This is a genomic window from Serratia sp. BNK-4, assembly GCF_048685115.1.
In the GTDB taxonomy this organism is placed as follows: domain Bacteria; phylum Pseudomonadota; class Gammaproteobacteria; order Enterobacterales; family Enterobacteriaceae; genus Serratia; species Serratia bockelmannii.
This window is the reverse complement of sequence record NZ_JBLQTM010000001.1, coordinates 3,965,382-3,980,467: the sequence shown is the minus strand read 5'-3', so window position 1 is coordinate 3,980,467 and position 15,086 is coordinate 3,965,382. Positions and strand designations below refer to the sequence as shown.

General features: G+C 64.3%; 13 protein-coding genes. 11 read left to right on the top strand and 2 right to left on the bottom strand.

Features of this window, described 5'->3' with window-relative positions:
- Window positions 1-10: 10 nt before the first annotated feature.
- The 10 genes from ACMGGW_RS19035 to ACMGGW_RS18990 all read left to right on the top strand — a co-directional run bounded on the left by ACMGGW_RS19035 (window position 11) and on the right by ACMGGW_RS18990 (window position 10,635).
- The gene (locus ACMGGW_RS19035) at window positions 11-805 is read left to right on the top strand and encodes an IclR family transcriptional regulator (RefSeq protein WP_025304202.1); all 795 of its coding nucleotides are present in this window, start codon (window positions 11-13) and stop codon (window positions 803-805) included.
- Window positions 806-914: 109 nt separating this feature from the next.
- On the top strand, window positions 915-1,856 hold the full coding sequence (locus ACMGGW_RS19030; RefSeq protein WP_043141258.1) for a VOC family protein: 942 nt from the start codon (window positions 915-917) through the stop codon (window positions 1,854-1,856).
- Window positions 1,853-3,064, top strand: coding sequence for an NAD(P)/FAD-dependent oxidoreductase (locus tag ACMGGW_RS19025; RefSeq protein ID WP_197832266.1), 1,212 nt, complete (start codon window positions 1,853-1,855; stop codon window positions 3,062-3,064). The genes ACMGGW_RS19030 and ACMGGW_RS19025 overlap by 4 nt, the downstream gene beginning before the upstream one ends.
- Before the next feature lie 23 nt (window positions 3,065-3,087).
- Window positions 3,088-4,344: an MFS transporter gene (locus tag ACMGGW_RS19020; RefSeq protein ID WP_049208796.1), complete on the top strand. Its 1,257-nt coding sequence runs from the start codon at window positions 3,088-3,090 to the stop codon at window positions 4,342-4,344.
- 168 nt (window positions 4,345-4,512) lie between these two features.
- Window positions 4,513-5,037, top strand: a complete 525-nt coding sequence (locus ACMGGW_RS19015; protein WP_004937634.1) for a cupin domain-containing protein — start codon at window positions 4,513-4,515, stop codon at window positions 5,035-5,037.
- On the top strand, window positions 5,037-5,855 hold the full coding sequence (locus ACMGGW_RS19010) for an alpha/beta fold hydrolase (RefSeq protein WP_046687779.1): 819 nt from the start codon (window positions 5,037-5,039) through the stop codon (window positions 5,853-5,855). Before ACMGGW_RS19015 ends, ACMGGW_RS19010 begins: the two co-directional genes overlap by 1 nt.
- Entirely contained in the window at window positions 5,852-6,646 is a 795-nt protein-coding gene (locus ACMGGW_RS19005; protein WP_043141245.1) for an SDR family oxidoreductase, read from the top strand. Before ACMGGW_RS19010 ends, ACMGGW_RS19005 begins: the two co-directional genes overlap by 4 nt.
- A 15-nt stretch (window positions 6,647-6,661) precedes the next feature.
- Window positions 6,662-7,456, top strand: coding sequence for an aspartate dehydrogenase (locus ACMGGW_RS19000; protein ID WP_043141242.1), 795 nt, complete (start codon window positions 6,662-6,664; stop codon window positions 7,454-7,456).
- Window positions 7,457-7,472: 16 nt separating this feature from the next.
- On the top strand, window positions 7,473-8,942 hold the full coding sequence (locus ACMGGW_RS18995; RefSeq protein WP_049208798.1) for an aldehyde dehydrogenase: 1,470 nt from the start codon (window positions 7,473-7,475) through the stop codon (window positions 8,940-8,942).
- Window positions 8,943-8,994: 52 nt separating this feature from the next.
- A complete protein-coding gene (locus tag ACMGGW_RS18990) occupies window positions 8,995-10,635 on the top strand; it encodes a thiamine pyrophosphate-binding protein (RefSeq protein ID WP_025304194.1) in 1,641 nt (546 codons plus the stop codon).
- 41 nt (window positions 10,636-10,676) lie between these two features.
- Here ACMGGW_RS18990 and ACMGGW_RS18985 read toward each other — a convergent pair whose 3' ends face one another.
- Window positions 10,677-11,429, bottom strand: a complete 753-nt coding sequence (locus ACMGGW_RS18985) for a M48 family metallopeptidase (protein WP_016930039.1) — start codon at window positions 11,427-11,429, stop codon at window positions 10,677-10,679.
- Between the two features lie 238 nt (window positions 11,430-11,667).
- On the opposite strand from ACMGGW_RS18985, the gene tkt reads away from it, so the two are divergent.
- Complete coding sequence (gene tkt / locus ACMGGW_RS18980; protein WP_025304193.1) at window positions 11,668-13,662, top strand: transketolase; 1,995 nt, start codon at window positions 11,668-11,670, stop codon at window positions 13,660-13,662.
- Between the two features lie 69 nt (window positions 13,663-13,731).
- On the opposite strand, the gene brnQ is transcribed toward tkt, so the two are convergent.
- Window positions 13,732-15,054 carry a branched-chain amino acid transport system II carrier protein gene (gene brnQ / locus ACMGGW_RS18975; protein ID WP_025304192.1) on the bottom strand — a complete coding sequence of 441 codons (1,323 nt, stop codon included), beginning with the start codon at window positions 15,052-15,054 and terminating at the stop codon, window positions 13,732-13,734.
- Between the last annotated feature and the right edge of the window lie 32 nt (window positions 15,055-15,086).

Genomic DNA, 15,086 nt, shown 5'->3' with positions numbered 1-15,086 from the left:
GGAGCGAGAGATGGCGGACGAGCAAGCATGTAAGTATCTGATCCCGGGACTGGATCGCGGGTTGCAGTTGCTGCTGGCGTTTGGCGAGCAGCATAAGGAAATGACTTTTGCCGAGTTGCATCGCCTGGTCGATATGCCGAAGGCCACCGCCTACCGCGTGGTGCAGACGCTCGAGCACCTGGGCTTTCTGGAGCGCAATCCGCGCACCAATACCTTCGCACTGGGCATCAAGGTGCTGCGTCTCGGTTTTGAATACATCGCGTCGCTGGACGTCGCGCAGGCCGGCCAGCCGGTGATCGAGCAGTTGCGCGATCGCAGCCAGTGCAGCAGCCATCTGGCGATCCGCGACGGGCGCGACGTGATCTATATCGCCCGCGTCAGCGCCGCCGGTTCACAGATCAATCAGGTCAGCGTCGGCACCCGCTTGCCGGTGCACCAAACCTCGCTCGGCCGCATGTTGTTGACCAGCGCCACCCGCAGCGAGTTCGAACAACTCTATCCGGACGCGCAGCTGCCGGGCAACGCGCCGGGCACCCCGGCGGATCGCGAAATGCTGTGGCAGATGGTGCAGCAAGACAAGGCGCGCGGCTATGTGATCGGCGAATCGTTCTTCCGCCACGGCATCTCCTCGATCGTCTACCCGATCTTCAACCGTGAGCAGCGGGTCGAGGCGGTGGTCAGCATCATGGTGCCGTCCGATGAGATCCCGAAAGCGGATCGCGAGCGGCTGCGCATGGAAGTGCGCGATGCGGCGGAGAAAATTTCTGGCTTCCTCGGCGCGCCGCCGCAGGCCAACGTCGGCTAACCGACAGGACCGACTCTTTCACTCAGGCAGGGATAAGGCCCACAGCAAACAGGGGCCGGGGTTCACTCATGCCTGAAAACCGTATGCAGCGAGAACGTGAGGCTGAACAATGAGCGTAATCGGAATCGAAAAACTGGAATTTGGCGTCGAAGATCTGCCAACCTGCGAAAAATTCATGCAAGACTTCGGCCTGCAGCCCGCCACGCAACATTGGGGCGAACCGCAGCGCGAATTCACCACCCTGAGCGGGGCGCAGGTTGTCCTGCACCCGTTGCAAAGCGCGGCGCTGCCTGCGGCGTTTGAAGGCGGTTCTACCCTGCGCCGCATGACCTGGGGCGTGGGCTCACCCGCCGATCTGGCGCGCCTGCAGCCGCGTTTGGCGTTGATGCCCGGCTTCCGTCAGGTGGGAGAAGAGCTGGAATGCCTCGATCCCAACGGCATGACGCTGCGCTTCGTCGTCAGCCGCCAGCAGGCGGTTGAGGTGCCGGTCACGCCGATCAACCAATGGGGCGACGTGCGCCGCATCGATCAACCCAGCCCGGTCTATTCGCAGGCGCAACCGATCAATATTGGCCACGTAGTGTTCTTCGTTGAAGATCTGGCGGCGACCGAGCGTTTCTATCGCGAGCTGTTGGATTTCCAGGTTTCCGATCGCTATATCGATCGCGCCGTCTTCCTGCGCACCCAGGCGCGCGGCGGCCACCATAACCTGTTCCTGCTGAAGCTGCCTAACCGCCCACGCGGCCTGAACCATGTGGCGTTCACCGTGCGCGATATCCATGAAGTGATCGGCGGCGGCATCGCCATGAACAAAGAGCAGTGGAGCACCTTTATCGGCCCCGGCCGCCACCCGATTTCCTCGGCGTATTTCTGGTACGTCAACAGCCCGACCGGCGGTGCGTTCGAGTATTACACCAACGACGATTACCTGACGGAAAACTGGCAGCCGCGCGAGCTGGAGCATTCGCTGGTCTCCTTCACCGAATGGGCGGTAGAGGGCGGCATCGATCACGACACGCGCCGCCAGCATAAAAAGGCGCAAGCGTTATGAACCGGCCAGAACAGACGGGCATCGTCATCGTCGGCGGCGGCCAGGCCGGCGGCTGGGCGGCCAAGACGCTGCGCGACCGCGGTTACAGCGGCCGGCTGACGGTGGTCAGCGACGAGCCCTACGATTTTTACGAGCGGCCGCCGCTGTCGAAAGCGGCGCTGCTGGATGCCGCGGCTCCCCTCAGTCGGCTGTTCAGCGAACAGGCGGTGGCGGAGCTGAATATCGACTGGCGTCGCCCGCTGCGCGCCGAGTCCATCGACGCTGAACAGCAAATCGTCACGCTCAGCGACGGGCAACGGCTGCAGTTCGAGCAGCTGCTGATCGCCACCGGCGGGCGGCCGCGTGTGCCGGGCGCCACTTGGGCGCAGCATCCGCGCGTGATGACGCTGCGTTCCTGGGACGATGCGGCCCGGTTGCGGCAGGGCCTGCAAGGTTGCCGCCGTCTGGCGATCGTCGGCGGCGGTTGGATCGGGCTGGAGATCGCCGCTTCTGCGCGCCGTCTCGGCGCCGAGGTGACGGTATTTGAACGCCAGCCCGCGCTATGCATGCGCAGCGTCGGCGCCGATGTCTCGCAGGCGTTGCTCGAACTGCATCGCCGGCACGGCGTTACGGTGTTGTGCGGCTGCGGCGAGATCTCGCTGGAAGATCGCGACGGCGCCGCCTGGATCGGCAGCGAAGTCAGCGATCCGCAGGTCTTCGATCTGGTGGTGGTGGGGATCGGCGTCGAGCTGAATCTCGAACTGGCGCGCAGCGCCGGGCTGGCGATCGAGTCCGGCATCGTGGTCGACGGCCAGGGGCGCACCAGCCATCCGGCGATCTTCGCCGCCGGCGACGTGGCGCGTCACCCGACGCTTGGCCTGTGCCTGCAGTCCTGGGCCTACGCGCAAAATCAGGCCATCAGCACCGCCTGCGCGATGCTCGACGCCTTTGCCGCTCCGTATGACGACGTGGCCTGGCTGTGGTCGGATCAATACGATGCCAATATCCAGATCCTCGGCGTGCCGAGCGGCGGCGTGCACCATGTGGTGCGCCGCACGCCGCAGTCGCAGGTGTTCTTCACGCTGAACGCCGATCGGCAGCTGGTGCAGATGGTGGCGTTCAACGACGCGCGCACCATCAAGCTCGGCAAGCGCTGGTTGGCGAGCGGCCGGGTGCTGGATCCGCAGCAGCTGGCGGATGCGGAGTTTTCTTTGATGGCGTTGAAATAACGCCCGAACCTCGGGAGCGTTTTATGACTACGCAAGACATTGACGCCCGCGCTGGACGGGCGGGGGAAGCCGTTGCCGAAAATCCGCAGCAACGGGTGCGCTGGTCGGTGCCGATCGCGCTGTTCGCCTGCGTGCTGCTGGCGTTTTTCGACAAGATCAGCATCGCGGCGCTGTTTTCCGACGCCGAGTTTCAGCAGGCGTTAGGGATCGGCTTTGACCCGGCGCGGCTGGGCTTGCTGATGAGCGCGTTTCTGTTCTCCTACGGCATCTCCTCGATGCTGCTCAGCGGCATCGGCGATCGGCTTAACCCGGTAAAAGTATTGATTGGCATGATGGTGGTGTGGGGCGTGCTGATGGTATTGATGGGGCTGGTGCGTTCCTATCACGCCATGATGACGCTGCGCATTCTGCTCGGCATCGCCGAAGGGCCGCTGCTGCCGATGGCCTACGCCATTATTCGTCAGGCCTTTCCGCCGCAGCTGCAGGCGCGCGCCACCATGCTGTGGCTGCTCGGCACGCCGCTCGGGGCCGCGCTCGGCTTCCCGGTCACCCTGTACATCCTCAATACCTTCGACTGGCAGACCACCTTCTTCTTTATGGCGTTTCTGACGCTGCCGGTGATGTTGCTGGTGCTGTTCGGCATGCGCCACCTGAACGTCTCGCGCCCGGCGGCGGCGGCCAAGCCGGCGGTGTCCGAACGCAAACAGCACCGCCGCGAGCTGCTGCGCAGCCCGCATTTCTGGATGATTTGCCTGTTCAATATCGCCTTCCTGACCTACCTGTGGGGCATGAACGGCTGGTTGCCGAGCTACCTGATCAAGGGCAAAGGCATTCATCTGGAGCATGCCGGTTACCTCTCTTCGCTGCCGTTCATCGCCATGCTGCTCGGCGAAGTGCTGGGCGCCTGGCTGTCGGACAAGCTGGATCGCCGCGCGCTGGCCTGCTTCCTGTCGCTGTGCGGCGCCGGCCTCGGTCTGGCGGTGGTGCTGCACCTGCAGGGCACCTACAGCGTGATCGCCGCCATGGCCTTCAGCACTTTTATGTGGGGCGCCGGTGCGCCGAATATTTTCGCGCTGTTGGCGAAGGCGACCAGCAGCAAGGTCAGCGCCACCGCCGGCGGCATTTTCAACGGACTGGGCAATTTTGCCGGCGCGCTGGCGCCGGTGCTGATGGGGGCGTTGATCGCCGCCACCGGCAATATGGATAACGGCCTGCTGTTCCTGGTGGTGATGGCGTTCGTCGGCTGCCTCATTCTGCTGCCGTTGCTGAGAAAGTACTGAATTAACAATTGCTAAGACCAATGGATTTCATGCTGTGGCTAGGCGGCAAGTTCGTGAGTCTCCAGGAGCTTACTGCGGTAAGTGACTGGTGTGAACGAATGCAGCCAACAACGCCACAGCGTGAAAGACGAAGGGGATAACCATTTGATTCAACAGAGGAGTGACAACATGTCTCAGGTTGAGAACAAAGCCGGCGTCAAGCCGCAGGATCTGTCGATGGAAAACTGGGTAGAGTCGCGCATCGCCCGTTTCGAGGGCCGCAAATACGACTGGAACGCGCTGAAATTCCAGGCCGACTTTGACCCGAAATACCGCCGCGCGCAGATGCGCTACATCGGCACCGGCGCCACCGGCGTGGCAAGCGACGCCAACACTATTCCGGCGGGCAACTTCACCTTTTCCACCATGGTGCTGCCGTCGAAGTGCGAGGGCCCGTTGCACCTGCACGACGACGTGGAAGAAGTGTTCTTCATGCTGAAAGGCAGCATCACGCTGATGATCCAGGATGGTGAAGAGTATTACGAAACCAGGCTGAAAGAGCGCGATCTGATCTCGGTGCCGGCGGGCGTGTACCGCGGCCTGTTCAACCACGGCGAGGAAGAGGCGCTGATGTGCGTGATGCTCGGCACCGCCAAGCCGGAGATCCCGACCTATCCGGCGGATCACCCGCTGTCCAAAGTGAAGCGCAACTGATGAACGGCCTGGCGCAACGCCAACGGGCGCGCTGCGGGGCGTACACCCTGAGCTGGCGCGAGGCCGGGCAGGGGCGGCCGGTGGTGTTGCTGCACGGCATCAGTTCCGGATCCGCCTCGTGGATAAAGCAGTTTAACGACAGCGGCCTGACGGACGGTCATCGTCTGTTGGCGTGGGACGCGCCGGGCTACGGCGGCAGCCTGCCGTTGGCGGATCCGCAGGCTGACGCCGCCGGTTATGCGGCGGCGTTGGCGGCGCTGATTGATGAACTGCAACTGGCGCAGCCGCTGATCGTTGGCCATTCGCTGGGAGCGCTGATCGGCAGCGCCTACGCCGCCGGCTATCCGGACGGGCTATGTGGGCTGGTGTTGGCGGATCCGGCGCAGGGCTATGCCGCGGCGCCGGAGGAAAAACGCCGGCAGGTGTACGGCCAGCGCCAACAGATGATGGAGACGCTGGGGCCGGTGGGCTACGGCGAGCAGCGGGCGGCGGCCTTGCTGCGCGAAGGGGCGGATCCGCAGGACATCGCCTGGGTGCGCAATGGCATGCAGCAGCTCGATCCCGACGGTTTTCTGAGTGCCGCCTGGATGCTGGCTAACGACGACATCGGCCGCTATCTGGCGCGCTATCGCGGCCCGCTGGAAGTGTGGTGCGGTGAACAGGATCGCATTACGCCGCCGGAGAAGGCGGCCGAGCTGGCGCGTGAGCAAGACGCGACGCTGCGTCTGATCGCCGCCGCCGGTCACGCCAGCTACCTCGATGCGCCGGCGTGTTTCAACCGCTATCTGCGGGATTTTACGGGAGCAATCCAACGATGAATTTTCAGCTTGAGGATCGGGTGGCGGTGGTGACCGGCGGCTCGTCGGGCATCGGTTTCGAAACTCTGAAGCTGCTGCTGGCCGAAGGGGCGAAGGTGGCGTTCTGCGGCCGCGATCCGGACAAACTGGCCGGCGCGGAGGCCAGCCTGCGCGCGGACTTCCCGCAGGCGGAGATCCTGGCGCTGCGCTGCGACGTGCTGGATGCACAGCAGGTGGCGCAGTTCGCCGCTCAGGTGACGGCGCGTTTCGGCGGCGTGGATCTGCTGATCAACAACGCCGGTCAGGGCTTCGTCGCCCATTTTGACCAGACGCCGCGCGAGGCCTGGCTGCATGAGGCCGAGCTGAAGCTGTTCGGCGTGATCAATCCGGTGCAGGCGTTCTTACCGGCGCTGGAACGATCGGCGATCGCGTCTATCACCTGCGTGAACTCGCTGCTGGCGCTGCAGCCGGAAGAACACATGATCGCCACCTCGGCGGCGCGTGCCGCGCTGCTCAACATGACGCTGACGCTATCGAAAGAGCTGGTGGACAAAGGTATTCGCGTTAACTCGATCTTGCTGGGGATGGTGGAGTCGGGCCAGTGGCGCCGCCGTTTCGAAGAGCGCAGCGATAAAGATCAAAGTTGGGAGCAGTGGACGGCGGCGATCGCCGAACGGCGCGGCATCCCGATGAAGCGCCTGGGCAAGCCGCAGGAGCCGGCGCAGGCGCTGCTGTTCCTCGCTTCGCCGCTGGCTTCTTTTACCACCGGCGCGGCGCTGGACGTTTCCGGCGGCTTTAACCGCCATGTGTAGCAGGGGCCGAAAAAGATGAAGAAGATCATGATGATTGGCTACGGCGCGATGGCGAAGGAAGTGATCGCCCGTTTGCCGGAAGGCGTGGAGGTCGGTTGGATCCTGGCGCGCGCAGCTCATCATGCGGCGATCGCCGAGGCTTTTGGCGGGCGGGTGCAGGCGCTGGCCCATCCTGGGCAGTGTTCGCAGCAGCCGGATCTGGTGCTGGAGTGCGCCAGCCAGCAGGCGGTGGCGGAGTTTGGCGAAGCGGTGCTGCAGCGCGGCTGGCCGCTGGCGCTGATCTCGACCGGCGCGCTGGCGGACGCCGCATTGCAACAGCGGCTGCAGCAGGTTTGCCGCCGCCATCACGGGCAGCTGATCGTGCTGTCCGGCGCGGTGGCGGGGATGGACGGGCTGGCGTCGGCGCGCGAAGGCGGGCTGGAGAGCGTGACCTATCAGGCCAGTAAAAGCCCGGCCAGCTGGCGCGGCAGCCCGGCGGAACAGTTGATCGATCTCGATGCGGTGAGTGAAGCGCAGGTGTTTTTTGAAGGTTCGGCGCGTGAAGCGGCGCGTTTGTTCCCGGCTAATGCCAACGTGGCGGCCACCATTGCGCTCAACGGCCTGGGGATGGACGCCACCCGGGTACGCCTGCAGGTCGATCCCGCCACCCGACGCAATACCCATCGCCTGCAGGTGTGCGGCGATTTTGGCGAGTTTCACATCGAGCTGAGCGGCACCCCGCTGGCGAGCAATCCCAAAACATCAACCCTGGCGGCGCTGAGCGCGGTACAAGCCTGCCGCCGTCTGGTGGACGGCGGTTTTATTGCCTGAACGGCAGGAGCGGAGCATGGAACGATTGAATATTTTTGTCGCCGGACGCTGGCGCGAAGGGCGTGGCGAAGAGATGGCTTCGGTATTCCCGGCCGACGGCAGCGTCAATGCGCGGCTGCGTGCCGCTAACGTCGAGGACGTGAATGAGGCGGTGGAGGCAGCGGAACGCGCCTGGCGCGCGCCGGAGTGGCGTGGGTTGGTGCCGCACCAACGCGCCTCGATTCTCTACCGCGTCAGCAACCTGATCCTGGCGCAGCAGGAACAGCTGGCCGAGCTGCAGACCCGCGACAACGGCAAGCCGCTGGCGGAGACCCGCGGGCTGGTGGCCAGCGCAGCGGCGACCGCGCGCTACTTCGCCGCCGCCTGCGAAGTGTTGGAAGGCGAATTGCCGACCCCGCGCAGCGCCGAGGTGATGACGCTCAGCCAGTATCAGCCGATGGGGGTGATCGCCGCCATCACGCCGTGGAACTCACCGATCGCCAGTGAAATGCAGAAGGTGGCGCCGGCGCTGGCGGCGGGCAACGCGGTGGTGCTCAAACCGGCCGAAGCCACGCCGCTGATGGCGCTGAAGCTGGCCGAGCTGTTCGAACAGGCGGGCCTGCCTGCCGGGCTGCTCAGCGTGCTGCCGGGCAAAGGTTCGGTGATCGGCGAGGCGTTGGCGCGCCATCCGCGGGTGAAAAAGATCGCCTTTACCGGTGGGACCAGCACCGGGCGCCATTTGGCGCATATCGCCGCCGACAAGCTGATCCCCACCTCGTTGGAACTGGGGGGCAAATCACCGACCATCGTGCTGGAGGACGCCGATCTGGAACAGGCGGCGCGCGGTATCTGCTACGGCATTTTCAGCTCCGCCGGCCAGGCGTGCATCGCCGGATCGCGGCTGTTCGTGCATCGTTCGCTGTATCAGCCGCTGCTGGCGCGCTTGACCGAACTGACGGCGGGGCTGCGCATCGGCAACCCGCTGGTGCCGGGCGTGCATCTCGGCCCGCTGATCAGCGCCAAACATCGGCAAAGCGTGGCGGACTACGTGGCGCTGGCGCGGCAGGAGGGTGGCCGGGTGATCATCGGCGGCGAAGCGCCGGCCGATCCGCAACTGGCGAGCGGTAGCTATTACCTGCCGACCATTATTGAAGGCTTGAACAACGACGCCCGCGTGTGCCAGGAGGAGATCTTCGGCCCGGTGCTGGTGGCGCTGCCGTTCGACGACGAGCAACAGCTGATCGAACAGGCCAACGACTCGGTGTACGGCCTGGCGGCCGGCATCTGGAGCCGCGATTTCCCGCGGGCGATGGCGCTGGCGGAGCGGCTGGAAACCGGCACCGTCTGGATCAACACCTACAAAACGTTCTCGATTTCTACACCGTTCGGCGGTTTCAAGGAAAGCGGGCTGGGCCGCGAAAAGGGCCTGAACGGCATCAAGGCCTACATGCAGCAGAAAAGCGTGTATCTGGCGCTGAGCCATCAGGTGAACCGCTGGAGCGACTAGGCCGACACCTCTACGCATAACCCTAATAACGACTACCCTAAGAAGGCAGATGATGAGCGATAAAATCACGGTTGGCGAGGCGATAGCCCGGACTCTGGAACAGTACGCGGTGTCGGCGATGTACGGCATCATTTCGATTCATAATCTGCCGATCGCCGATGCGGTGGGGCAGCGCGATAAAATTCGCTTCGTGCCGGCGCGCGGCGAAGCGGGTGCGGTCACCATGGCCGACGCGCACGGGCGCTTCTCCGGCCTGGGCGTGGCGTTGACCAGCACCGGCGCCGGCGCGGGCAACGCGGTGGGGGCGATGATTGAGGCGCTCAACGCCAACACGCCGCTGCTGCATATCACCGGCCAGGTGGAAAAAGCCTATCTGGACGCCGACGCCGGTTTTATTCATGAAACCCGCGATCAGCTCGGCTTCCTGCGCGCCTGCTCCAAGCGCGCTTACCGGGTCAATTCGCCGGAGCAGGCGGTGGCGGTGATCCAGCGGGCGATCCTGGATGCGCAAACCGTGCCCTGTGGCCCGGTGGCGGTCGAGATCCCGATCGATATCCAAAGCAGCCTGGTGTCCCGTTCGGTGCTGACCGAAGCGTTGGCGCCGGCGCCGCTGCCGAAGGCGGACGATGCGGCGGTGGAGCGGCTGCATCAGCGGCTGAAACAGGCCAAGCGTCCGCTGCTGTGGTTAGGCGGTGGCGCCTTGGCCTGCGGCGACGCGGTGCGCAAGCTGGCGGACGCCGGCGTGGCGGTGATCTCCAGCACCCACGGGCGCGGCATTCTGCCGGACAGCCATCCGCGCAGCCTGCGGGCGTTCCACAACTCGCCGAGCATCGAGGCGATCCTGACGCAGTGCGACCTGACGCTGGTGGCTGGTTCGCGCCTGCGCAGTAATGAAACCCGCACCTGGACTCTGCCGCTGCCGCGCCCGCTGGTGCAGATTGACATCGATCCGGCGGCGGCCAACCGCAACTACCTGGCCGATGAGCAGATCAACGGCGACTGTGCGGCGCTGCTGGCCGCGCTGGCGGCGCGGCTGAGCCCCGGCGAGAAGGTTAACGCCGAGTGGGATGCCGAGATCGCGGGGGCGGTGCAGCAGGCGGAGAGCGCGTTGCGTCAGCAGTCCGGTGAATACGCCAAACTCAACGACGCCATCGACGCCGCGTTGCCGCAGGACGGATTGCTGGTGCGCGATATCACCGTTTCCGGCAGCGTCTGGGGCAGCCGTTTGTTCCGCGCGATCTCGCCGCTGTGCAACATTCACTCGCTGGCCGGTGCTATCGGCATGGGGCTGCCGATGGCGATCGGCACCGCGATCGCCAACCCGCAGCGCAAGGTGGTGGGGCTGGTGGGCGATGGCGGTTTGGCGCTGGGCCTGGGGGAACTGGCGACCATGGCGCAGGAACAGGTGAACATCACCCTGCTGATCATGAACGACGGCGGTTATGGCGTGATGCGCGGCATTCAGGACAAGTATTTCGCCGGGCGCCAGTATTACAACGAGCTGCATACGCCGGCCTTTACTCAAATAGCCGAAGCGATGGGGCTGAAAGCCTGGAAGGTCGAGGCGGCGGCGCAGTTCAACGGCGTATTGGCCGAGGCGATCAACTACCCGGGGCCGTCGGTGGTCGAGGTGGACATGAAGCAGGTCGGGCCGCTGACCTTCGCCGGGCCGCCGCAGAAAACCCTGTATTGAGACGATAAAAAACGCCCGGCGGTTGCCGGGCGTTCTCGTTGTTACTTCTCTGCCGCGATGCGATCGCGAATGTGCTGTGCACGCGCTTGGGAAGACGGGTGATCGTCGAACATGCTGCTCTGACGGCCGGCTTCCATTTGGGCCAATTTTTCGAAGCTGGTGGCCAGGCCGTTCGGATCGATGCCGCGCTTTTTCAGCAGATCGAACGAGTAATCATCCGCTTCGCTTTCCTGCTTCTGCGAGAACTGGGCGCTGACCAGTTTCTCGCCGATGTCCGCCAGCTGCGACTGCGACAGCGAGCCGATGACGCCGCCGGCGGAGGACGCCGCGGTGCGCAGCGCCACGGTGCCGTAAGCCACCTGCATCGCTTTACGGGTGTGGCCCAGCGCCACGTGGCCCATTTCGTGGCCCAGCACGCCTTCCACTTCGTTGTCGTTCATCATGTCCATCAGGCCGCTGTAGACGCGGATACAGCCGTTGGCCATCGCCCAGGCGTTGACGTCTTTGGTCACGTAAACCTTGTAGTTGGCCGGGGTGCCGTTGATGTTGTCGCCCAGCGCCGCAGCGATTTTGTTGAGACGCTTGGCGTAGGTGCTGCCGGCCGGCGCGATTTGTGCCTTGCTGTCCATCTCGGCGCAGGATTTATCACTCAGGGCCTTAACGTCGTCGTTGCTCAGGGTCGCCGCCTGGAACGCCTGCGCGCCGGACTGCATCAAGGTTTCGGTATTCAGGTTTTGACAGCCGGTTGCCAAGGTGGCAATGCCCAACGCAATCAAAGAGGTACGGATCTTCATAACGCCATCTTCCTGTGAAGGTAACAAGGTAAAAGAGTCATTTTGCTTTGAGGAAATCTTGTCGCAAGAGCCTAGTGTACGCCAGCTAAGGCGAGAATAGTGTTATTCCGAAAAAGCGTCCAATCGTGCTAATAAGTGGTGAACTCGCTCTCATTTGGCATTAGGGATTGCCGTTGTGATGTGGAGTCTGAGAAAATAGGGAACTTGACTGCTTTTTTTATCCGACCTGGAGTAAAACATGTCCTCTCGTAAAGAGCTTGCCAACGCCATCCGCGCACTCAGCATGGACGCCGTACAAAAAGCAAATTCCGGCCACCCGGGGGCCCCTATGGGCATGGCGGACATCGCCGAAGTCCTGTGGCGTGACTACCTCAACCACAACCCGACTAACCCGCACTGGGCTGACCGCGACCGTTTCGTGCTCTCCAACGGCCACGGCTCCATGTTGATTTACAGCCTCCTGCACCTCACCGGCTACGACCTGCCGATGCGCGAGCTGGAAAACTTCCGTCAGCTGCATTCCAAAACCCCGGGGCACCCGGAGTACGGCTACACCCCAGGCGTTGAGACCACCACCGGCCCGCTGGGCCAGGGTATCGCCAACGCCGTCGGCTTCGCCATCGCCGAACGCACCCTGGCGGCGCAGTTCAACCGCCCTGGCCACGACATCGTCGACCACCACACCTACGCCTTCATGGGCGACGGCTGCATGATGGAAGGTATCTCGCACGAAGTCTGCTCCCTGGCCGGCACCCTCAAGCTCGGCAAGCTGACCGCCTTCTACGATGACAACGGCATCTCCATCGACGGCCACGTCGACGGCTGGTTCACCGACGACACCGCCCTGCGTTTCGAAGCCTACGGCTGGCACGTGGTGCGCAACGTCGACGGCCACAACCCGGATGCCATCAAGGCCGCGATTGAAGAAGCCCGCAAGGTGACCGACAAGCCGTCGCTGCTGATGTGCAAGACCGTTATCGGCTTCGGTTCGCCGAACAAGGCCGGCACCCATGACGTGCACGGTGCCGCGCTGGGCGCCGCCGAAGTGGCCGCCACCCGCGAAGCGCTGGGCTGGAAATACGCCGCCTTTGAAATCCCGCAGGACATCTACGCCCAGTGGGACGCCAAAGAAGCCGGTCAGGCCAAAGAAGCGGCCTGGAACGACAAGTTCGCCGCCTACGCCAAGGCCTTCCCGGAACTGGCTGCCGAGTTCAAGCGCCGCATGAACGGCGAGCTGCCGGCCGACTGGAAAGCCGACGCCAAGGCGTTCGTGGAAAAACTGCAGGCCAACCCGGCCAACATCGCCAGCCGCAAGGCGTCGCAGAACGCGCTGGAAGCGTTCGGCAAGGTGCTGCCGGAGTTCCTGGGCGGCTCCGCCGACCTGGCGCCGAGCAACCTGACGATGTGGTCCGGCTCGAAAGCGCTGAACGTTGACCCGGCGGGCAACTACATTCATTACGGCGTGCGCGAGTTCGGCATGACCGCCATCACCAACGGCATCGCGCTGCACGGCGGCTTCCTGCCGTACTCGGCGACCTTCCTGATGTTCGTGGAATACGCCCGCAACGCGGTGCGCATGGCGGCGCTGATGAAGCTGCGCAACGTGTTCGTCTACACCCACGACTCTATCGGTCTGGGCGAAGACGGCCCGACCCACCAGCCGGTGGAGCAGCTGGCGAGCCTGCGCGTGACCCCGAACATGAGCACCTGGCGCCCGTGTGACCAGGTGGAATCGGCGGTGGCGTGGCAGTACGGTATCGAGCGCAACGACGGCCCGACCACCCTGGTGTTCTCGCGCCAGAACCTGACCCAGCAGCCGCGCAGCGCAGAGCAGCTGGCGAACGTGTACCGCGGCGGCTACGTACTGAAAGACTGCGCGGGCACGCCGGACGTCATCCTGATTGCCACCGGCTCCGAAGTGGGTATCACGGTGGAAGCGGCGGACAAGCTGACCGCAGCGGGCCGCAAAGTGCGCGTGGTGTCGATGCCGTCGACCGACGCGTTCGACAAGCAGGATGCGGCGTACCGCGAGTCGGTGCTGCCGGCGGCGGTGACGGCGCGCGTGGCGGTGGAAGCGGGTATCGCGGACTACTGGTACAAGTACGTGGGCCTGAACGGCGCCATCGTGGGCATGACCACCTTCGGTGAGTCGGCGCCGGCGGAGCAGCTGTTCGCCGAGTTCGGCTTCACCGTGGACAACGTGGTGGCCAAGGCGCAGGCGCTGCTGAAGTAAGCGGCCGGGCGCAAGCCGATAAAAAAGCCGGTCATCATGACCGGCTTTTTTTATGGGCGGAAACCGCGTTTACGACGCGGTCTTGATGCTTTCGGCGCTGCGCAACCGGTCGTAAGCCGCCGCCAGCAACAGCACCAGCAGCGTAGGCTGCAGCCAGACCAGACCCTGTTCGGCCAGCGGCAGCTTATCGAACCAGACGGGCAGCAGGCTGCTGAAGCTGGAGGCTTTCAGGCCGTCGGCGAGGCCAAACACCAGGCTGGTAGCGATCACCGGCGCGAAGACGCGCTTGGCGCTGCGCCAGCGGTTCTGGCTGAAGCTGAGCAATACCAGCGCGATGCAGGGCGGGTAGATCGCCGTCAGCACCGGCAGCGAGACGCGGATCAGATTGGCCAGCCCCATGTTGGAAACCAGCATGGCGAAGAGGGCGAGGATAACCACCAGCGTGCGGTAAGAGAGCGGCAGGTAGCGGGAGAAGAAGTCCGCGCAGGCACAGGTCATGCCGACCGCCGTCACCAGGCAAGCGATGAACATCAGCACCGCCATAAAGACGCTGCCCAGATCGCCGAAGGTGTGCTGCACATAGGCGTGCAGGATTGCCGCGCCATCCTGAGCATCGTTCCCGACCAGGCTGCCGCTGCCGGCGCCGAGCTTGAACATGCAGATATAGACCAGAGTCAGGCCGACGCCGGCGATCAGGCTGGCCCAGAGGGTGTAGCGCAGCAGCAGGCCGCTGTCGCTGACGCCGCGCGAGCGGGCGGCGGTGACGATAATCGAGCCGAACATCAACGCCGACAGCGTGTCCATGGTTTGATAACCCTGAACGAAGCCGGTGGAAAACGCCGCGGCCTGATAGCTGCCGACGGCGGAGACCGGCGCACCGGCGGGCCAGACCAGGGCGGCGATGCCGAGCGCGGCCAGCGCCAGAATTTTCAGCGGCGCCAGAATATGGCCGACGTTGTCGAGCAAGCGGCCGGGATACAGCGACACGACCATCGCCAGGGTAAAGAACAGCAGGCTGTAGATGAACTGCGGCAGGGCGCCGTCGCCGGTGAAGGGCGCGATGCCGAGGGCGAAAGAAACATTGGCGGTTCGCGGGGTGGCGAACAGCGGGCCCAGCGCCAGATAGCAGACGGTCGCCAACAGCAGGCCGGCTGTGCGGCCGATGGGGCCAGTCAGCAGGCTGATGCTGCCGCCGACGCGCGCCAGCGCGATCACGGCAATCACCGGCAGGGCGACGGCGGTCACCATAAAACCGAGGGCGGCCGGCCACAGATGCTCACCGGACTGCAGCCCCACTAGCGGGGGGAAAATGATGTTGCCGGCGCCGACAAACAGGGCGAAGGTCATAAAGCCCAGGGCGATAATGTCTTTCGGGGATAAACTCTTGGTCATAACGGTATGGCACTGCCTGTATTCATGAAATA